Source organism: Chromobacterium sp. HL1 (genome assembly GCF_057418835.1).
Map to the genome: position 1 here is coordinate 4,236,409 of NZ_CP162399.1, position 19,651 is coordinate 4,256,059.

Here is a 19,651-nt window from a genome sequence, read left to right on the forward strand (position 1 = left end):
TCGCCCTAGCTCGCGAGATCGTAAATACGTTCTCAAAGCCTCAGGCCCGTTTTCTTCAAAATCCGGCTGGAAAACAGCACTTCGTGGCCGCGGCAGGCCTCGCCCAGCAAGGCGCGCGCGTCGTCCACCGCGGCCAGCACCGCCGGCCGCTCGCTGCCGTGCAGCATGGCGAACAGGTTGTACGGCCAGCCCGGCCGGCGCGGTCGGCGGTAGCAATGGCTGACCGCGTCCAGGCCGCCCAGTTGCGCGCCCAGCGCGTCCACCTGTTCGTCGGTCACGTCGAACACCGCCATGCCGTTGGCCCGGTAGCCGATGGCGTAATGGTTGGGCACCGCGCCGATGCGGCGCACCACGCCCTGCTCCAGCCAGCGCGCCAGCCGCGCCGTCACTTCGGCCTCCGCCCAGCCCAGCCGCCGCGCAATGTCGCGGTAGGGCTGCCGGCACAGCGGCAGGCCGGCCTGGGTGGCGCGGATCAGCTTCCGGTCGTCCTCGCTCAGCGCGGCCGGTTCGCCCGTGCGCCGCGCGCCGGCGGCCGCGCCCACCGGGGCCGCGCCGCCCACCTGAAAACGCATGCCCACAAAGTATTCCCGCTCTTTGGGAAACAGGTTCACTTCCAGGCCGGTCACCAGTTCGATGCCGCGCCGGGCGGCGTCGATGGCGGCGGCGCTGTCCGCGGCCAGCACAAACCACATATTGAGCCGGTGTTCCCGGCGGTAGTTGTGCGCCACCGCCGGCAGCGCGTTGACGGCGGCGGCCACCTCGTCGAAGCGCGCTTCCGGCGCGGCCAAGGCGGCCAGCACAAAGCGGCCGCCCAGGCGTTCTATCTGGTACATCGGCCCAAAGCGGCTGAGCACGCCGGCGTGCAGCAGTTGGCGCAAGCGCCGGATCAGGCCGTCTTCGCCCAGGCCCAGGCTGCGCCCGGCCGCCGCGTAGGGACGCGACACCAGCGGGAAACCGCCTTGCAGCCGGTCTATCAGCCGCGCGTCCAAGGCGTCCAGCGTGTCCAGCATTGCCAGCGCTTCAGGCGTATCCATAACAGGCTCCGGTTTGTTTGTAGCGCCGGGTGGAGCGCAGCACCGCCTGCGGCAGCCGTTCCAGGCCGTGCCGGCGGCGGATGTCGGCCAGCGCGGCGTCCAGGCTTTGCGCGTCGCGGGCGTGGACCATGGTGAACAGTTGGTAGGGCCAGTCCGGCGGACGCGGCGGACGTTCGTAGCACAGGGTGACGGCCGGCTCCGCCGCCAGCGCCAGCGCCACGCGCTCGCGTTCGGCGTCGTCGTCTATCCGCCACACCCACATGGCGTTGGCGCGGTAGCCCAGTTCCTGGTGGCGCACCACCATGCCGAAGCGGCGGATGACGCCTTGCTGCCGCCAGTGGGCGATTTGCGCCAGGGTCTGGGCCTCGCTCAGCGCGCATTGCGCGCCCAGCGCTTGATAAGGCCGCGGGGTCAGCGGCAGGCCCGGCGACAACGCCGCCAGCAGCCGCTGGCGCTGGCCGGCGGACAGGCCGGGGTCGTCCGCCGCCGCCGGCGCTTCCGCCGCCGCGGCGGACTCCGCCAGGAAGGAAAAGCCCAGGTCGATGTGGTATTCCCGCAGCAGCGGCAGGTCCAGCGGCGGGATGCCGGTGGCCAGGCGGATGCGGCTCAGCGCCGCGGCCACGCCGGCCGATGAGGCGGCGGCGACGACGAACCACAGATTGTAATGATGGTCCCGCCGGTAGTTGTGGTTGACCTCACGCTGGCGGCTGACGAAGGCGGCCACTTCTTCCAGCCGCTCCGCCGGCGCCGCCATCGCGGCCAGGGTGCTGTTGCCCACGGTGTTGGGGGCGAACACCGCGCCGACGCGGGCCAGCAGGCCGGCCGCCTGGGCGTCTTGCAGCGCGGCCAGCAGCCGGGCTTCGCTCCAGCCCTCCTCCATGCCGACGGCGAGCGCGGCGAAGGGGCGCGGCAGCAGCGGAAAACCGCGCTGGCTGCCGTTGATCAGCCGCAGCAGGGCCGGATCGGCGTCTGAAATTACCATGGCTACATCCCGATGCGGCTGGCGCGCCAGCTGAAGAAGATGCCGGACGGGCTCTGCGCCGGCAGTTCGCGCAGCACTTTGAGGCTGGCGGTGTCCACCACCACCAGCTTGTCGTCGTCGCGGCTGGACAGCCACACCGCGTCGCCGCGCGGGGTGAACTCCATGTGCAGGATGGCCTTGCCCGGCTTCAGGGTGGCGATCACGCTGCGCGTGGGCACGTCGATGACTTGCACCTTGTCGTTGTCCGGGAAGGCGAAGTTGACCCAGACCCGCCGGCCGGACGGTTCCGCCATCACGAACACCGGCTGACCCAGCACCGGGACGGCGGCCTGTTGCGCCCAGCTGCGGTTGTCCGCCAGCAGCACTTCGTGGCGGCCGATGGCGGGCAGGAAGGCGTAATCGCCGGCCAGCGCCCAGCCGCGCAGATGCGGCATCTTGTACACCGGCAGCGGCTGCTGGCCGCGGCCGTAGCCGGCCAGGATGCGGCGCACGCCTTGTTCCGGCCGCCAGGTGTCCAGCAGGGACAGGCCGTCTTCGCCGTAGAGCCCGGCCACGAAGTAGCGGCCGTCCATGCTGGCCAGGCCGTCGTAGGGGCACTTGCCGGCGTCGCGGTAGCGGGTCAGTTTCGGCTGGGCCGGGTCCGCGGCGTCCAGCACATTGATTTCGTCGGCGTCGAACAGCGCGTAAACAAAGCGCCGGCCCGGCAGGTCCGCCAGGCCCACCACGCGCGAGGGTTTGCCGTCCGCGCCCGGCGCGGCGGGCACCGAGGCCAGCGGCGCCAGCGTGGCGGCGTCGAACAGGCGTACGCCGCCCGGCTGGTAGTTTTGCGCGGCCAGCACGCGGCCGTCCGAGGAGATGGCGCCGCCTATGCTGTTGCCGGCCTGCACCACGCGCCGTTCCAGCCGCCGGCGCAGCAGGTCCACCTTGCTGATGGCGCCGTCGCGGCCAAACACGTAGGCGTAACGCGCGTCGCGCGAGAACACCACCGAGGCGTGGGACAGATCGCCCAGCCCTTCCACCCGGCCCAGGCTTTCCGCGCGGGTGTTGTCCACCACTTGCACGCTGCCGCTGGCGCGTTCTATCACCACGCCCAAGTCGCCGGTGCCGCGCGGCGCGGCGCAGCCGCCCAGCAGCGCGGCCAAGGCCGGGATCAGGGCGGCGCGCCCTGCTTTAACCAGTAAACCAGCCATATCGCTTCTTCTTCCGTCAGAAAAGGCCGCCAAGGCGGCATCGGGGTGCCGGGCCGGCCGGCCAGGATCACGGCGGCCAGGCCGGCGTCCGGTTTGTCCTTGAGCGCCTCCGGCGTCAGCGGGCTGCCCAGGCCGCCGCGCAGGCTCAGGCCGTGGCAGGCGCCGCAGTCCTGGCGCGCCAGGTGGCGCAGCTGGGCCGCCCGCTCCGGCGCGGGGGCCGCCGGCGCGGCGGCGACGGCGCCGCAGAGCAGCAGCAAGGCCGCCGCCGCGCCGCGGATCAGCGGTTCAGGATCCATTGCACCATGGCCTTGAGTTCGGCGTCCGGCACTTGCGGGTTGGGCGACATCGGCACCGGGCCGAAGCTGCCGGAGCCGCCCTTTTTCACCTTGTCCATCAGCTTGAGGGCGGCGTCCTGCCCCTTGTACTTGGCGGCCACCTGCTGGTAGGACGGCCCCACCAGCTTGGCGTCCAGCGCATGGCAGGCCAGGCAGTTGTGCTGCTTGAGCAGCGCTTCCGGCGCGGCGGCCGCGGCCGGCAGCGCGTGCAGCGCCAGGGCGGCGCAGGCCAGGATCAGGCTTGTTTTCATTGCGTTCTCCTCCGCCCGCCGGGGCTGGCCCGGCAGGCGTGCTGGCGGGGTCAGTAGATGTCGTGCTGGGTGTTGTAGACGTTGAATTTGCCGGTGGGGGTGACCAGGCGCGGGTCCTTGATCACGGCCTTGAGCTTGCGGGTTTTGTCGTCCACCACCACGATGGCGGATTGCTTGTCCTTGGCGCTCCACACCGAGAACCAGACTTCGTCGCCGGCCTTGTTGAATTCCGGCTGCAACACGCGTTTGGCGCCGTCGCTCAGGCCGGACCATTCGCCTATCGGCAGCATGGAGAAGCCCTTGTCCAGGTGCTTGATGTCGAACACCGCCACGCTCTGGCTGAGCTTGGCGTCCGGGTTGAACACGGTGTCCACCCACAGATTGGCGGATTGCGGATGGGTCTTGATGAAGAGCGAGCCGCCGCCCTGCCCTTTGAGCGTGCGCACCACTTTCCAGGCCTGGGCCTTGTGTTTTTCCGGATCGGTGCCCACCAGGCTGATGCTGTCGTCGCCCAGGTGGCTGGTGGCCCAGACCGGCCCGTATTGCGGATCGGTGAAGTTGGCGCCGCGGCCGGGGTGCGGGGTTTTGCCCACGTCCACCAGCGCCGCCAGCTTGTCCAGCTTGGTGTCCACCACCGCCACTTTATTGGAGGCGTTGGCGGCCACCATGAAGTAGCGGCCGCTGGCGTCGAAGCCGCCGTCGTGCAGGAATTTGGCGGCGTCTATGGTGGTGGTCTTGAGGTTGGCCAGGTCCGAGTAGTCCACCATCATGATCTTGCCGGTTTCCTTGGCGTTGACCACGAATTCCGGTTTGTAATGGCTGGCCACGATGGAGGCCACGCGCGGTTCCGGGTGGTATTCGTTGTCCACCGTCATGCCGCGGGTGCCGACGATTTTCAGCGGCTTGAGGCTGGCCCCGTCCATGATCACGTATTGCGGCGGCCAGTAAGCGCCGGCCACGGCCAGCTTGTCGTCGTAGCCGCGGTATTTGGAGGTTTCCACCGAGCGCGCTTCCAGGCCGATGCGGATTTCCGCCACGCTGTCCGGCTTGGCCATCCACAGGTCCACCAGATTGATCTTGCCGTCGCGGCCGATCACGTACAGGTAGCGGCCGGATTTGGACAGCCGGGAGATGTGCACGGCGTAGCCGGTCTTGATCACGCTGACGATCTGTTTGCTGTGGCCGTCGATCAGCGCGATTTCGCCGGCGTCGCGCAGGGTGACGGAGAACAGGTTGGAGATGTCCAGCTGGTTCTCCTTGCGCCGCGGACGCTTGTCCACCGGCACTTGCACTTTCCAGGTGGCCAGCATGTCCTGCATGCCGAACTCCGGCGGGGTGGGCGGCTCTTGCTGCACGTAGCGCGCCATCAGGTCCACTTGCTGATCGTTGAATTCGCCGGAGGTGCCCCAGTTGGGCATGCCGGCCGGGGAGCCGTATTTGATGAAGGTTTTCAGGTATTCAGTGCCGCGCGCCAGGGTGATGTCCGGCGTCAGCGCCTTGCCGGTGGCGCCTTTGCGCAGCACGCCGTGACAGCCGGCGCAGCGTTCGAAGTAGATTTGCTTGCCGCGGGTGAATTCCGCCTCGGTCATCGGCGGGGCTTTGGCGTTGGCGTTCTGGTGCATCGCCTCGCCGGCGGGCGGGGCGGCGGTGTCCGCCCAGACGGGGGCCGCGGCCAGCGGCAACAGGGCGAGCAAGACGCTCTTGGTGAACAGGGACTGCTTCGGAGACTTAAACTTCATGGCATGCGCTCCAGCGTTAGGAATAACCCTTTTGCGAGCATGATCATCCCGGACGCATATGGACAGCCTTGATTCGAATCAACGCTTGCCGGAGCCGTCCTGTCCTGTGACCGGGGAATCCTCCAGGCCCCAGTCGCCGTATTGATACCAGTCGTCGCCCAGCACTTCCGCCGGATGTTGGGTGCGGCTGGAGCCGTTGCCGCATTGCAGGGAGTGGGCGGGGCAATAGAGGTCGCAGCCCCAGCAGATGCGTTCGGGGTGGGCGGGGTGCAGCGGGAATTTTTTGGCCATGGAACTCCTTGATTACTTGTTCAACTATGCCAGTTCGCCACTTTTAGGACTTTGCGTGTCATCAACGAAGCAAGCCGGTATGCGACGCTACCCCCGCTCCCTTCAAGCCTGCCGTCGGGTGGCAGGCCCGAGGTTTTAAGCGGCTGCCTGTTCGAGCAGCGCGACGTTAGCGCGCTGCGAGTTCAGCCGCGCCTCGGGCCTGACGGGACCCGGCGGGAAGCCGTAGGCCAGGCTTGCAGGGCAGCCTTTGGGGGACTACGTGCGAATCTTTGATTCGCTCAGTGATAGGGGAATTTGGCCGCGCAAATTCCCCTTCCTGCCCGCCGGGCAGCCCCGGCAATCAAAATCATCATCCGCGCAGCGGATACAAAAAGTTGATTCGCCCCAATCTCACGACGTCAGACTGGCATACAGCCTGGTCAACGCCTGCGGCAACCTCTCCGCCTGCCTCACCAGCGCATAACCATTGCGGCCGAATAAATGCGGCAGGTAGTCGCCCGCCTCCCTGTCTATGGTCACGCAGAACGGGGTCAGGCCGGCGCGGCGGGCTTCCAGCACCGCCTGGCGCGTGTCTTCTATGCCGTAGCGGCCTTCGTAGTGGTCCAGATCGTTGGGCTTACCGTCCGAGATCAGCAACAACAAACGGCGCTGCGCCGGCCGCTCGCTCAGGATGCGGGTGCACTGGCGGATGGCCGCGCCCATGCGGGTGTAGTAGCCGGGCCGGATGGCGAGGATGCGGCCGCGGGCGGCGTCGTCGTAACGGTCGGCAAAGTCTTTGAGGATCTGCAAGCGCACTTCCTGCCGCCGCAGCGAGGAAAAGCCGTACAGGCCGAAGTCGTCGCCGCTGGCGCTCAAAGCCTCGGCGAACAGCAGCAGGCTGTCGCGGATCACGTCGATCACCCGGCCGGTTTCGCCCAGCCAGCTTTCGGTGGACAGCGACAGGTCGGCCAGGGTCAGGCAGGCCAGGCTGCGTTCGCCCGGCGGCCAGTCCTGGTACAGCGCCGGTTCGCTCAGCGCCGCGCCGCCGCGCCGTTCCGCGAGGAAGCGGATCAGCCGGTCCAGGTCGATGTCCGGCCCGGCGGTTTCGCCGCTGCGCCGGCGGCGTTCCGGCGCCAGCGCCTGGAATTGCCGCCGCAGCCGGCGCGCCAGCGGCTGCAAGCGTTCCGGCAACGGGGCCGGCGCGGCGTCGCGCGGCAGCATCGGCCGCAATAGGCAGTGGTCCTCCACCAGGCATTGCCGCTTCCAGTGCCATTCCGGCAGCTTGATGCCCGGTCCCAGCGGAGTGTCGTCGTAGGCGGCGGCCGGCAGGTCCAGATCGAAACGCAGCCGGCTGCCGCGGGTATGGGCGTCCTGGCCCAGGGTCAGCCGGTTCATGTCTTCGGCGGCGATTTCGCCGTTGCCGTCGTCGTCGTCGTCGTTGTGGCGGTTGACTTTGACGTATTCGTCCCAGGTGAACAGGCTTTCGGCGCGGAACACCATCAGCATGCCGTTCTTGCGCTGGTCCTGTTCCATGCGCCGGGCACGATAGCGGCGGCGCTGGCGCTGGGCGTCCTTGCCGCCGCCGCGTTCGCCGTCGGCGTGGCGGCTGCCCTGCCCTTCGGCCTCCGTCAGCGGCGGTTCCGGGTGCAACCACAGCGGCACCGGCTGCGGCGGCCGGCTCAACGGCGGCAGCGTCACCGCCTGCTCCGGCCGGCTCAGCGCCGCCTGGATCGCGCGCTCCACCGCGGCTTCCGCCGGCGGCAGGCCGGAGGGCTTCGGCCGCTGCGCCAGCGCGGCCTCCGCCAGCCGGCGGTAAACGGCGGCCAGGCCCGGCATGTCCGCCAAGACGCGCGCCGCGGCCAGGCGGTTGCGGCTCAGCCAGTCTCCGTCGCTGTCGGCGGCGTAGGCGGCCTGGGCCAGCAGCCAGAAGTAACAGTCGCGGTTGAGGGCCGCGCTGGGAAAGCAGTCGATGCGTTCGGGCAGGTAGAGCGCCTGGCTGTCCCGCCAGGCCAGCTCCATCCGCGCGCCGGTGCCGGCCAGCCGTTGCAGCCAACCGCGGCGCGCGCCGTGCTCGGTGCCCACGGTGGTGCGCAGCGCCAGCGCCGGGTCGCCGCCCATGGCGCGGAAGAACAGCGGCGCTTGCGCCGTCACTTGCGCCAGCTCCGCCGCGTATTCCGGAAAGCCGCGCCGCGCCGCGCGCCGCGCCAGTTTGTCCCACCAGCCGCCGACAATGTCTTCCATGCCGTTCAGCCGGGGAATTGGGTCTGGATCACCGCCAGCAGCGCCGCCACGGTGTCGGCGTCGTCGCTCAGCGGTTCCGCCAGCGCGGTGCGGCAGGCTTGCCAGGGCGGCAAGCCGGCCTGGATCAACTTGGCGGCGTACACCAGCAGCCGCGTGCTGGCGGCTTCTTCCAGGTCGTAACCGGACAAGCGCCGCAGCTGGCCGGCCAGCGTCACCAGTTGGCGCGCCAGCGCTTCGCCTATCCCGCTTTCCAGCATCAGCACGCCGATTTCCACTTCCGGCGGCGGAAAATCGAAGCTCATGGCGACAAAACGCTGGCGGGTGCTGGGCTTCAGCGTTTTCAGCACGTGTTGGTAGCCGGGGTTGTAGGACACCACCAGCATGAAGCCCGGCGGCGCTTGCAGCACTTCGCCGGTGCGTTCCACCGGCAGGATGCGGCGGTCGTCGGTCAGCGGGTGCAGCACCACGGTGGTGTCTTTGCGCGCTTCCACCACTTCGTCCAGATAGCAGATGCCGCCTATCCGCACCGCGCGGGTCAGCGGGCCGTCGCACCACACGGTGGCGCCGTCGGCGATCAGGTGGCGGCCCACCAGATCGGCGGCGCTCAGGTCGTCGTGGCAGGAGACGGTGATCAACGGCAGGCCGAGCCGCGCCGCCATATGGGCGACGAAGCGGGTCTTGCCGCAGCCGGTGGGCCCCTTGATCAGCACCGGCAGTTGCTGGCGCCAGGCGGCTTCGAACAGCTCGCACTCGGCGCCTTGCGGCTGATAGAAGGGGACGGGGATAGTCAGGAGTTCAGGCGCGTTCATCGGCGTTCCTTCAGATAAAGCTGAGCAGCAGCGCGGCCGACACCAGCGCCAGCCAGCCCTGCACCAGCGCGCGCAGCCAGCGAGGCGCGTCGCGCAAGCCCATATAGCGCTCCACCAGCAACACGCCCTTGAGCCAGGCCAGGCCCAGCGCGATCAGCGCCAGATGCGGCGGCCGGCCGCCTTCGGCCAGCCAGGCGGCCAGCAGGGTCAGCCCGGACAACAACAGCCACAGGCCGGTTTGCGCAAGAGGAGTGGGATGAGTCATGCGGGCATGATGCCGATGCGGCGCGGCGGCCGCCTTGATGCGAAATAAGGCTTTGCGCGGGCGTTCTATCTCGCCACGTAGACCAGGGCGAACAACAGCAACCACACCAAATCCACCATATGCCAGTAGGCGGCGGCGGTTTCCACCTCGTCCATCGATCCCGGCTTGTAACGGCCGTCGCGGGCCAGCCGCCACACCGCCGCCACGATCACCATGCCCAACACCACATGCAGAAAGTGAAACACCGTCAACGACAGGTAGAACATCCAGAAGTCGTTGCTGGACATGGTAATCCCTTGCAAGGCCTTGCCCACCAGCTCATAGCCTTTCAAACCGAGAAAGCCGCCGCCGGCCAGCAGGGTCAGCGCCAGCCAGCGCCGCCCGGCGCGCTGCCGGTCGGCGGAGAAGGCGCTGAGCGCGGCCAGGACGGCGGCGCTGCCGGCCAGCAGCAACAGGGTATTGAGCGTGGGCAGGCCCAGCTCCAGTTCGCCCTGCCCTGCCGCGAACAACGCCGGCTGTTGCCGGCGGGCCCAGGCGTAGGCCAGGAAGAACACGCCGAACACCGCCAGCTCGGCCAGGATGAAACACCACATCGCCAGATCGCCCGGCACGCGGCGCTCCGGCGGCGCGCTCAGCTCCATGCCAAGGCCTCCCGCGTCGCCGTCCTTGCTTGAGCCACCCTCAATCCTCGCGCTTGCCGGTGACGAAGAAGCTGATCACGTACAACACCAGCCCGCAGAAGAAGCTGATGCCGAACACCCAGCGCCCCCAGTAGATGGGCATGATCCGTTCCTGCGTTTCCATGAAGGACAGCGGCGTGGCGGACATGCGCTGCAACCACACCTGGACCGCGCCGGCGGCGGTCAGGCACAGAGTGATGGCCACGATGGACAGGGTCATCACCCAGAACGCGGTTTTTTCCACCTTCTGCGCCTGCGCGCAATTGGCCTCGCGCCCGCGCAGCAGCGGCATGGTGTAGGAGATCATGGTCAGCACCACCATCACGTAAGCGCCGTAGAAGGCCATGTGGCCGTGGGAGGCGGTTACCTGGGTGCCGTGGGTGTAGTAGTTGACCACCGACAGCGTGCCGATGAAGCCCCACACCCCGGCGCCGAGGAAGGACATCACCCCGGTGCCCAGCGCCCACAAGGTGGCGGCCTGGTTGGGGTGTTCGCGGCGGCGGCGTTTGACCATATTGAAGGCGAACAGGGTCATCATGAAGAAGGGCACCGGTTCCAGCGCGGAGAAGATGGAGCCCCACAGCTGCCAGTAGGCCGGCACGCCTATCCAGAAATAATGGTGGCCGGTGCCGATGATGCCGGTGATCAGCGTCATGGCGATGATCAGGTACAGCCATTTCTCGATCACCTCGCGGTCCACCCCGGTCACTTTCACCAGCACGAAGGCCAGCATCGCGCCCATGATCAGTTCCCACACGCCTTCCACCCACAGGTGCACCACCCACCACCAGTAGTACTTGTCCAGCACCAGGTTGTCCGGGTTGACGAAGGAGAACAGGAAGAACACGGCCAGGCCCCACAGGCCCAGCATCATCACGATGCTGATGCTGGTCTTGCGGCCGGCCAGCAGGGTCATGGACAGGTTGTAGAGGAAGGACAGCGCCACCAGCACGATGCCCACCTTGGTGATCAGCGGCTGTTCCAGATAACCGCGGCCCATGGTGGGCAGCAGATCGTTGCCGGTGAGCCGGGCCAGTTCATGGTAGGGCAGGCCCAGGTAGCCGAGTATGGTCAGCGCGCCGGCCACCAGGAACACCCAGAAGGTGATGATGGCCAGCCGCGGGCTGTGCAGTTCGCGCTCGCTCTCCTCCGGGATCAGGTAATAGCCGGCGCCCATGAAGCCGAACAGCAGCCAGACGATCAGCAGGTTGGTGTGCACCATGCGGGCGGTGCCGAAGGGCACGGCGGGAAACAGGAAATCGCCGATCACGTATTGCAGGCCGATGATCAGGCCAAACACGATCTGGCCGATGAACAGGCCGATGGCGGCGATGAAATAGGGTTTGGCCACGGCCTGCGAGCGGTAGCGCACCTGCGCGACGGCTGCGGTCGCGCCGCGCGGCGGCGTGGCCACGGTAGCGTTGCTCATTGTGTTCTCCAAAGATAAAGGGATGGGACGGGATCAGCCCTCGATATTGGGCGGCCAGTTATTGGTGTTGATCTGCGACGCGTACTTCAGGAAGGCCACCAGGTCGTCCAGCTCGGCCGGGTTCAGATGGAACTGCGGCATCTGGCGGCGGCCCGGCGCGTTGGTCGGCATCGCCTGCATCCAGCCCTTGATGAATTCCGGGCCGCGGCGCACGTAGACGTTGCCCAGCTCCGGCCCAAAGTAAGCACCCTCGCCCAGCAAGGTGTGGCAGCCGCCGCAACTGCGCGTCTCCCAGATCTTCTTGCCGCGCACCGCCTGCTCGGTGAGCTGGGCCTTGGCGTTATGGCTGGGCAGGGCCAGGGTGGTGTCCAGGGTCAGCCCCAGGAACAACAGAAAAAAGAAAACCGAGCCGCCGTAAAAAATATTGCGGGCGGTCGATTTGGTGAAGCTCGCGCTCATCATGTCCTCCTCGAATGCTTGCACCGCCGGCGCGGTACTCGGGCCGAACTGTACGGATTCGGGCATCCCGGGAGCATTGATTCGAATCAACGATTTCCGGCCGTCCGCCTTCCTACACTGGCGCCATCCGTCATCGCCAACCGCAAGGAGGCCGCCATGATCCGCCCCGTCACCCCTCTTCCCCGCGCCGGACTGAACGCCGCCGCCCCGCCCTTTCCGCCCGGCAGCGTCGCGCTCTTGGGCGCCGGCCCCGGCTGCGCCGATCTGCTCACCGTGCGCGCCGCGCAGCGCCTGGCCCAGGCTGACGCGGTGCTGTACGACCACCTGATAGACGCCGAGATCCTGCAATTGGCGCCGCCCAGCGCCCGGCGCGTCTGCGTCGGCAAGCGCGCCAGCCGCCACACCTTGCCGCAGGCCGAAATCAACCAGTTGATGATCGCGCTGGCGCGCCAGGGCCTGCGCGTGGCGCGGCTGAAGGGCGGCGATCCCTTCATGTTCGGCCGCGGCGGCGAGGAGATGCGCGCGCTGCTGGCCGCCGGCATCCGCTGCGAGGCGGTGCCGGGCGTCAGCGCGGCGCTGGGCGCGGCGGCCAGCCTGGCGCTGCCGCTGACCCACCGCGACTACGCCCAGGGCTGCCGCTTCGTCACCGGCCACCGCCGCGAAGGCGCGTCGGCGCTGGCCTGGACCGCGGACAGCGGGCCGGACGAAACCGTGGTGGTCTATATGGGCTTGGGCGAGGCCGCCCATATCGCCGAGCAGCTGCTGAGCCACGGCCGCGCGCCGGACACGCCGGTGGCCATCGTCGAGCAGGCCTGTATGCCGGGCGAGCGCTGCGTCTGCGGCCGCTTGTCCGAGCTGGGCCGGCTGGCGGAGCAATACCGGCTGCGCGCGCCGGCGCTGTTGATCATAGGCGGCGTGGTGCGTCTGCATCAGGAGCTGGCGGCGCTGCGCGCGGCGCTGGGCCATGGTTTGGGATTCCTTGATCCCGGTCATTCTGCCGCCCCCGCCGCCGCGGCCATACTGCGCGCTCCATCCCACGAGTACACGCCATGAGCGCCATCGACACCCTTGTTGAGCAACACCGCGCCTGCGACGCGCGCTTCGCCGATTGCGAAACCGCGGCCCGCGCGCAGGACTGGGCCTTGGCCCTGAGCCATTTCCAGGCTTTCCGCCGGGAGATGGAAGCGCATTTCGCCGTTGAAGAAGACGCGCTGTTCCCGGCTTTCGAAGCCGCCAGCGGCAGCAGCATGGGGCCGACCCGCATCATGCGCATGGAGCATCAGGACATGCGGGATTTGCTGGAGGACATGGACGAGGCGCTGGCCGCGCAGCATCTGCAAGCTTTCCTGGGCCTGAACGACACCCTGCTCATCCTGATGCAGCAACACAATATGAAGGAAGAAAACGTGCTCTACCCCATGTGCGCGCAAGCGCTGCCGGAAATGGCGGAGTTGATTGCGGAAGGCGCGCAGCCATGACCCCGCAAGACCTGCGTCACCTGGCGCCGCCCGAACCTATGGAAATCATTCTGGACGCCGCCGAACAGATGCGGCCCGGCGACAGCCTCGCCTGGGTGCTGCCCCACCATCCCACCCCGCTGCTGCCCATGTTGGAAAAAGCCGGCCTGCGTTATCGCTTTGAACTGTCGGGGGACGGCGGCGTCGTGCTGATTCTGAGTCGGTTATGAGCCAGGCCTGGCTAGACTACCAACAGGCCCCGCCGCTGTGGCTGCCGCTGGCCCATATGCTGGCCGCGCCCTGCTGGCTGCTGGCGACGGCGGCCTTGTTGGTGGCGCTGCCGGACGGCGCGCCGTCGCGCTTTCTGCCCGAGGTGCTGGCGCTGACCCACGCGCTGGCGCTGGGCGTGCTGGGCAATGCGATGCTGGGGTCCCTGTGGCAGTTGTTGGCGGTGACGGCGGGGGTGCCGATTCCGCATCCGCACCGGCTGCTGCTGGCTTGTTTTCTGCCCTTGCAGGCCGGCTGCGCGCTTCTGGTGGCCGGTTTCCAGCTGGGCCTGTCGCCGCTGTGGCTGCAGGCGGGCGCCGCGCTGCTGACGCCAGCCTTGTTGACGCCGGCGCTGTTCGGCCTGCGCGGCTTGCTGCGCAGCCCGGCGCGGGACGCCGGCAGCCGGGGCCTGCGGCTGGCGCTGGGCGCGCTGGCCGTCGCCGCCTGTCTTGGCGCGGCCCTGGTCTTGTTGCTGGGCGGCCGCGTCGCGCTGCCCTTGGGTCCCTTGCTGGACAACCATGTGCTGTGGGCGGCGCTGGGTTGGCTGTGGCTACTAGTGCTGTCGGTGGCGCGCACGGTGATCCCGATGTTTCTGGTCACGCCGCCGTCGGCGACGGGGCGGCTGCCGCGGGAGACGTTGTTGTTCGGCCTGCTATGCCTGAGCGGCGTCGCGCTGATCTGGGACGCGCCCGCCGTCGTCTCCGGCCTGCTGGCCGCCTTGGCGCTGTTCGTGCTGTGGCAGGGCCTGCGGCAATTGGACGCGCTGCGGCGCAGCCAGCGCCGCGCCGACCCCCTGCGCCGCGGCTGGCGGGCCAGCCTGATCTGGATGACGGCGGCCGCGCCCTGCGCGCTCGCCGCGCGCCTGCTGCCGCTGTCGGAAGCGCCGCCCATGCTGGCCGGCTGGCTCTGGCTGGGCGGCTTCGGCCTGGGGGCCGTATTGAGCATGCAGGGCAAGATCCTGCCCTTCCTCGCCTGGCTGGACCTGAAACAGCGCGGCCTGCCCAGGCGGCAATTGCCGGCCACCCATGAATTGCTGGGCGAGGCCTCCCACCGCCGGCTGCTGGGCCTGCACGGCGTCTGGGTCGGCTGCGGCCTGGCCTGGATCGTCGGCGGCTATCGCCTGCCGCTGTTCACCGCCGCGCTGGGACTGGGGCTTTACTGGGCCGGGCTGGCGGCGGCCTTGTTGCGTCGCTATCTCGCCGGCCGGCGCGCCTTGGCCTGAAGACCTGTTTACGATCTGCTGCGCGTCGGCGATACGGCGTTGAAAACAGTTTCGAAATGCTCATGTACCACGCGTACATTCCGCTTTCTCAGCCGTTTTCGCCTTGTCTCGCCTTAGCTCGCGAGATCGTAAACAAGCTCTGAGAGCCTGTTCAAAGTCTGCCGCGCTTCGGCGATACGGCGTTGAACAGGTTCCGGAGCCGCGCCCCAAAAACAAACCCGCGCCGGCAACGCGGGCGCGGGTGAGGGCGATGGCTCAGCCTATCGTCAGTCCCACTGCAAAGCGCCCTTCTTCCATTCATAGATGAAGCCGACGACCAGCACGCCCAGGAACACCGCCATCGCACCCAGGCCGAAGCCGCCCAGCTCCTTCAGCGTCACCGCCCAGGGGATCATGAAAGCGACTTCCAGATCGAAGAGGATGAACAAGATGGCCACCAGGTAGTAGCGGACGTCGAAGCGCATGCGCGCGTCTTCGAAGGCCTCGAAGCCGCACTCGTACGGCGACAGCTTTTCCGGATCCGGCCGGTTTGGCCCCAGCAACTTGCCCATCAGCAGCGGCACCACGCCCACCAGCAGTCCGACGACGATGAATAACAGGATGGGAAAGTAATTCTGCAGCATGGGGCCTACTCCTCCGGATGGTTTGGAAAATGAGATAGACCTCCGCCAAGCGCCAAGTTTGCACCTTGAGGGAAATATACCGTTGGAAAGCGGGCTGTCATGACGACCAGGCGCGGGAGGCGCTTGCGCGGATATCGGTTACACTGGCCTTTCCCGCCCGCCCGGCCACCCCGAACGGCGCGGCTCCCGGCCCCGCCTCCGATCGGACGCTCCCGCCTTCGCCGCCATGCGGCAACCTGCCCGCTACCCGCGGCCAGGCAAACATACCGCCGCTTCGCCGGACACCTCGCTCACAACTCATATCAAGCTTCGGCGCTGCGGATCGCTCTTTACCCGACCCATGACAACACAGGGCCGCCGACGCCTGCGCGGCCCGCCAGACCAAAGGTCTTGTCCATGCATCATGCTCTGCAAACTTTATTGGACCGGGTCCGCCTGCGCGACCCGGAACAGTTCGAATTCCATCAGGCGGCGGCGGAAGTGCTGCACAGCCTGGACGATTTCCTCAGCCGCCATCCGCACCACTTCGACCATGGCCTGCTGGAACGGCTTCTGGAGCCGGAGCGCGTCATTCTGTTCCGCGTGTCCTGGGTGGACGATCACGGCCGCGTCCAGGTCAACCGCGGCTACCGGGTGCAGATGAACAGCGCGCTGGGGCCGTACAAGGGCGGTCTGCGCTTTCATCCCTCGGTGACGCTGGGCACGCTGAAATTCCTGGCTTTCGAACAAACCTTCAAGAACGCCTTGACCGGCCTGCCGCTGGGCGGCGCCAAGGGCGGCGCGGACTTCGACCCCAAGGGCAAGAGCGAGGGCGAGGTGATGCGTTTTTGCCAGGCTTTCGCCAGCGAGCTGTTCCGCCACATCGGCGCCGAGACCGATGTGCCGGCCGGCGACATCGGCGTCGGCGCGCGCGAGATCGGCTATCTGTTCGGGCAGCACAAGCGGCTGAGCAATCAGTTTTCCGGCGTTTTCACCGGCAAAGGCCCCAGTTACGGCGGCAGCCTGATGCGGCCGGAGGCCACCGGCTACGGCTTGGCGTATTTCGTCGAACGCATGCTGGCCACGCGCGGGCAGGCGCTGGCCGGCAAACGCGCGGCCTTGTCGGGCTCCGGCAACGTCGCGCTGTACGCGGCGGAAAAGCTGCTGGCGCTAGGCGTCCGGGTGGTCAGCCTGTCGGATTCGGAAGGCGCGCTCAGCCTGCCGGACGGCCTGAGCCCGGACTTGCTGGCGGCCTTGATCGAGCATAAGCATCAGCGCCGCGGCCGGCTGGCCGCCTTCGCCGCCGACCACGGCCTGGACTTTCTCGTTGGGCAGCGGCCATGGGGTCTGCGCTGCGACATCGCCCTGCCCTGCGCCACGCAAAACGAGCTGGACGCCGACGACGCGGAGTCCTTGCTGGCCAACGGCTGCTGCTGCGTGGCGGAAGGCGCCAATATGCCTTGCACCGCCCAGGCGGCGCAGCGCTTCCAGCGGACCGGCGCGCTGTACGCGCCCGGCAAGGCGTCCAACGCCGGCGGCGTGGCGGTGTCCGGCCTGGAAATGAGCCAGAACGCCACCCACCTGCCCTGGAGCGCTCAGGAGGTGGACGCCCGGCTGCGCCGGATCATGGAGGAGATTCACGAGGCCTGCGTGCGGCATGGCGGCCAGCCGGACGGTGCGGTCGACTACGCCCGCGGCGCCAATGTGGCGGCCTTCGGCAAGGTGGCCGCGGCGATGCTGGCGCAAGGCGTGATCTGAGCCGACGCCAAGAAAAAGCCCCGCCGGAAGGCGGGGCTATGCAGCACTGAATGGAACACGTTTTTAGAACCTGTTTACGATCTGCTGCGCGTCAGCGATGCTGCGTTGAAAACTGCTTCGAAATGCTCATGTACCACATGTACATTCCGCTTCCTCAGCCGTTTTCGCCTTGTCTCGCCTTAGCTCGCGAGATCGTAAACACGTTCTTAGAACAGCTGGTCTTTGACGTTCTCCACCGCATCCTGAGCAGCCGGCTTGTCCGGCGTCTCGCTGGCGCCGCCGCTGGCGTCGCCGCCTGCGCCCGGCACCGCGCCGTGGTTGTCCACTTTCAGCTCCGGATTGGTCTTCTGGAACTCTTCGTAGTAGTACTCGTCGCCGCCACGCTGGCCGGCGCCGGCCTTGACCACGAGGCCTTCCGGCACCGGCATGTCCACTTCCGGCTGGCCCTTGAGCGCGTTGGCCATGTAGTTGATCCATACCGGCAGCGCCGCGGTGCCGCCGTAGCCGTAACGGCCCAGCGAGCGCGGCTGATCGAAGCCCACCCAGGCCGCGGCCACCAGATTGGGGTTGTAGCCGACGAACCAGGCGTCCTTCCAATCCGAGGTGGTGCCGGTCTTGCCGGCCAGATCGGTGCGGCCCAGGCTCATCGCACGGTAGCCGGTGCCGTAGCGCACCACGTCCTTGAGCATGGAGCTCATGATGAAGGCGTTGCGCGGGTCTATCGCCTGCGGCGCGTTCTGACCAGCGACGGTGGGCACGGTCTTGGCCAGCACGCGTCCGGACTGGTCTTCGATGCGGTCGATGAAATAGCCTTTGCTGCGGTAACCGCCGTTGGCGAACACCGAGTAGCCCTCCACCATCTGCAGCGGCGTCACCGCGCCGGCGCCCAGCGCCATGGTCAGATAGGCCGGATGCTGCTTGGCGGCGAAGCCGAAACGCTGGATGTACTGCTGGGCGTAATCGGTGCCGGTGGCCATCAGCACCCGCACCGACACCAGGTTTTTGGACTGGGTCAGGCCGGTGCGCATGGTGATCATGCCGGCGAATTTGCCGTTGTCGTTCTTGGGCTCCCAGCGCTGACCGTCCGCGCCCACCACCGACAGCGGCGCGTCGTTGATCATCGTAGACGGCGTCAGGCCGCGCTCGATGCCGGCGGAGTAGATGAAGGGCTTGAAGGTGGAACCGGGCTGACGCCAGGCCTGGGTCACATGGTTGAAGCTGCGACGGTTGAAGTCGAAACCGCCCACCAAGGCGCGGATCGCGCCGCTGCGGGTGTCCATGGACACGAAGGCGCCTTCCACTTCCGGCATCTGCACGATTTCCCAATAGCCTTTTTCATGCGCGCGGATGCGGATCACCGAACCGCGGCGGATCTGCTGCGCGGCGCTGACCTTGCCGCCCAGCGCGCGGCGCGCGAAGTCCAGGCCGTTGCCCTTGATCACCGCCACCTTGCCGCCGCGCATATAGGCGCGCACTTCCGACGGACTGGCGGACAGCACGATGGCCGGCAGCATGTCGCCGCTGTCGCGCAGTTCGCTGATGGCGTCGTCCAGCGCTTCGGTCTGCTGCTCGCCTTCGACGCCGGACAGTTCCACCGTGCTTTCCGGGCCGCGATAGCCCATTTTGCGGTCGTAATCCACCAGGCCGGCGCGCAAGGCGTCGTACGCCCATTTCTGATGGCGGCTGTCCAGGGTGGTGTAGACCTTGAAACCTTCGGTATACGCCGATTCGCGATAGCGCTCATACATCGCCTGGCGCACCATTTCCGCCACATACTGCGCCGGCTGGCTGCTGCTGTCGGCGCTCTGGCTGGCCAGCTTCATCGGCTCGGCCAAGGCGGCGTCGTATTGCTCCTGGGTGATGAAATTAAGCTCGCGCATCCGGCGCAACACGTATTGCTGACGCAGACGGGCGCGGTCCGGATTGACGATGGGGTTGTAGGCGGACGGGGCCTTGGGCAGGCCGGCCAGCATCGCCATTTCCGCCACGGACAGATCCGCCAGCGGCTTGCCGTAATAGGCCTGCGCCGCGGCGGAGAAGCCGTAGGCGCGCTGGCCCAGATAGATCTGGTTGAAGTACAGCTCCAGGATCTGGTCCTTGCTCAGCGTGTGTTCGATCTTGAAGGCCAGCAGCGCTTCATTGAACTTGCGGGTAAAGGTTTTCTCGCTGGACAGGAAGAAGTTCTTGGCCACCTGCATGGTGATGGTGCTGGCGCCGGAACGGGCGTGCCCGGACACCAGATTGCCGACCGCGGCGCGCACCACGCCGACGTAATCGACGCCGCTGTGCTGGTAGAAACGTTCGTCTTCGGCCGCCATCACCGCCTGTTTCATCAGCTGCGGCACTTCGTGGATGCGGGAGAAGGAACGACGCTCTTCGCCGAATTCGCCTATCAGTTGATTGTCGGCGGAATATACGCGAAGGGGAATTTTCGGACGATAGTCCGTCAGTACATCAAGACTCGGCAAGCGCGGGTAGGTTATGATGATTGCAATGGCACCTGCGCCAGCAACCAATACGGCTCCACCTAGAAACAGACCTGCAAGTATTGCAAGGATTCGTCTTAGCATATTTACAATGGGCTTTCACTGGAAACCGGATTATAACGTCTTGTGAAAGCACGCAAGACAAACAATGGCAGCGACAGGCCAAAAAACTGTC

At 67.4% G+C, this 19,651-nt stretch carries 20 protein-coding genes; 5 read left to right on the forward strand and 15 right to left on the reverse strand.

The window, feature by feature from the left end:
* Positions 1 to 32: 32 nt before the first annotated feature.
* From ahbB (AB1Z25_RS19290) to AB1Z25_RS19350, 13 genes are all read right to left on the reverse strand, one after another.
* Positions 33 to 1,034 carry a siroheme decarboxylase subunit beta gene (gene ahbB, locus AB1Z25_RS19290; RefSeq protein WP_486635942.1) on the reverse strand — a complete coding sequence of 334 codons (1,002 nt, stop codon included), beginning with the start codon at positions 1,032 to 1,034 and terminating at the stop codon, positions 33 to 35.
* Entirely contained in the window at positions 1,021 to 2,016 is a 996-nt protein-coding gene (gene ahbB, locus AB1Z25_RS19295) for a siroheme decarboxylase subunit beta (RefSeq protein WP_486635943.1), read from the reverse strand. The genes ahbB (AB1Z25_RS19290) and ahbB (AB1Z25_RS19295) overlap by 14 nt, the downstream gene beginning before the upstream one ends.
* A gap of 2 nt (positions 2,017 to 2,018) precedes the next feature.
* Positions 2,019 to 3,206 (reverse strand): cytochrome D1 domain-containing protein, encoded by a 1,188-nt coding sequence (locus AB1Z25_RS19300; protein WP_486635944.1) that lies wholly within the window; start codon positions 3,204 to 3,206, stop codon positions 2,019 to 2,021.
* Entirely contained in the window at positions 3,167 to 3,502 is a 336-nt protein-coding gene (locus AB1Z25_RS19305; protein ID WP_486635945.1) for a c-type cytochrome, read from the reverse strand. Before AB1Z25_RS19305 ends, AB1Z25_RS19300 begins: the two co-directional genes overlap by 40 nt.
* A complete protein-coding gene (locus AB1Z25_RS19310) occupies positions 3,484 to 3,792 on the reverse strand; it encodes a c-type cytochrome (protein WP_227105249.1) in 309 nt (102 codons plus the stop codon). The genes AB1Z25_RS19305 and AB1Z25_RS19310 overlap by 19 nt, the downstream gene beginning before the upstream one ends.
* A gap of 50 nt (positions 3,793 to 3,842) precedes the next feature.
* Entirely contained in the window at positions 3,843 to 5,531 is a 1,689-nt protein-coding gene (locus AB1Z25_RS19315; RefSeq protein WP_305883550.1) for a nitrite reductase, read from the reverse strand.
* Between the two features lie 78 nt (positions 5,532 to 5,609).
* A complete protein-coding gene (locus AB1Z25_RS19320) occupies positions 5,610 to 5,822 on the reverse strand; it encodes a DUF3079 domain-containing protein (protein WP_107800712.1) in 213 nt (70 codons plus the stop codon).
* Between the two features lie 390 nt (positions 5,823 to 6,212).
* Positions 6,213 to 8,042, reverse strand: coding sequence for a nitric oxide reductase activation protein NorD (locus AB1Z25_RS19325; RefSeq protein WP_486635946.1), 1,830 nt, complete (start codon positions 8,040 to 8,042; stop codon positions 6,213 to 6,215).
* 5 nt (positions 8,043 to 8,047) lie between these two features.
* Positions 8,048 to 8,851 carry a CbbQ/NirQ/NorQ/GpvN family protein gene (locus AB1Z25_RS19330; protein WP_107800714.1) on the reverse strand — a complete coding sequence of 268 codons (804 nt, stop codon included), beginning with the start codon at positions 8,849 to 8,851 and terminating at the stop codon, positions 8,048 to 8,050.
* 10 nt (positions 8,852 to 8,861) lie between these two features.
* Positions 8,862 to 9,116, reverse strand: coding sequence for a cytochrome C oxidase subunit IV family protein (locus AB1Z25_RS19335; RefSeq protein WP_048414063.1), 255 nt, complete (start codon positions 9,114 to 9,116; stop codon positions 8,862 to 8,864).
* A 65-nt stretch (positions 9,117 to 9,181) separates the two neighbouring features.
* Positions 9,182 to 9,757: a cytochrome c oxidase subunit 3 gene (locus AB1Z25_RS19340; RefSeq protein ID WP_253314223.1), complete on the reverse strand. Its 576-nt coding sequence runs from the start codon at positions 9,755 to 9,757 to the stop codon at positions 9,182 to 9,184.
* A 40-nt stretch (positions 9,758 to 9,797) separates the two neighbouring features.
* Positions 9,798 to 11,225, reverse strand: a complete 1,428-nt coding sequence (locus AB1Z25_RS19345; RefSeq protein WP_227105255.1) for a cbb3-type cytochrome c oxidase subunit I — start codon at positions 11,223 to 11,225, stop codon at positions 9,798 to 9,800.
* A 33-nt stretch (positions 11,226 to 11,258) separates the two neighbouring features.
* Complete coding sequence (locus tag AB1Z25_RS19350) at positions 11,259 to 11,750, reverse strand: c-type cytochrome (protein WP_269473792.1); 492 nt, start codon at positions 11,748 to 11,750, stop codon at positions 11,259 to 11,261.
* Between the two features lie 90 nt (positions 11,751 to 11,840).
* Between AB1Z25_RS19350 and cobA the strand changes: the two genes are divergently transcribed.
* The 4 genes from cobA to AB1Z25_RS19370 are packed head-to-tail and all read left to right on the forward strand — an operon-like array spanning position 11,841 to position 14,630.
* Positions 11,841 to 12,737 carry a uroporphyrinogen-III C-methyltransferase gene (gene cobA / locus AB1Z25_RS19355; protein ID WP_486635947.1) on the forward strand — a complete coding sequence of 299 codons (897 nt, stop codon included), beginning with the start codon at positions 11,841 to 11,843 and terminating at the stop codon, positions 12,735 to 12,737.
* Complete coding sequence (locus tag AB1Z25_RS19360) at positions 12,734 to 13,162, forward strand: hemerythrin domain-containing protein (RefSeq protein ID WP_048409437.1); 429 nt, start codon at positions 12,734 to 12,736, stop codon at positions 13,160 to 13,162. Before cobA ends, AB1Z25_RS19360 begins: the two co-directional genes overlap by 4 nt.
* On the forward strand, positions 13,159 to 13,371 hold the full coding sequence (locus AB1Z25_RS19365; RefSeq protein ID WP_486635948.1) for a DUF2249 domain-containing protein: 213 nt from the start codon (positions 13,159 to 13,161) through the stop codon (positions 13,369 to 13,371). The genes AB1Z25_RS19360 and AB1Z25_RS19365 overlap by 4 nt, the downstream gene beginning before the upstream one ends.
* A complete protein-coding gene (locus AB1Z25_RS19370; protein WP_486635949.1) occupies positions 13,368 to 14,630 on the forward strand; it encodes a hypothetical protein in 1,263 nt (420 codons plus the stop codon). The genes AB1Z25_RS19365 and AB1Z25_RS19370 overlap by 4 nt, the downstream gene beginning before the upstream one ends.
* Before the next feature lie 266 nt (positions 14,631 to 14,896).
* Here AB1Z25_RS19370 and AB1Z25_RS19375 read toward each other — a convergent pair whose 3' ends face one another.
* Positions 14,897 to 15,253: an NADH-quinone oxidoreductase subunit A gene (locus AB1Z25_RS19375; protein ID WP_019103334.1), complete on the reverse strand. Its 357-nt coding sequence runs from the start codon at positions 15,251 to 15,253 to the stop codon at positions 14,897 to 14,899.
* 396 nt (positions 15,254 to 15,649) lie between these two features.
* Between AB1Z25_RS19375 and gdhA the strand changes: the two genes are divergently transcribed.
* Entirely contained in the window at positions 15,650 to 16,990 is a 1,341-nt protein-coding gene (gene gdhA / locus AB1Z25_RS19380) for an NADP-specific glutamate dehydrogenase (protein WP_486635950.1), read from the forward strand.
* A gap of 206 nt (positions 16,991 to 17,196) precedes the next feature.
* Here gdhA and AB1Z25_RS19385 read toward each other — a convergent pair whose 3' ends face one another.
* Positions 17,197 to 19,560 (reverse strand): penicillin-binding protein 1A, encoded by a 2,364-nt coding sequence (locus AB1Z25_RS19385; RefSeq protein WP_107800721.1) that lies wholly within the window; start codon positions 19,558 to 19,560, stop codon positions 17,197 to 17,199.
* Positions 19,561 to 19,651: the final 91 nt, after the last annotated feature.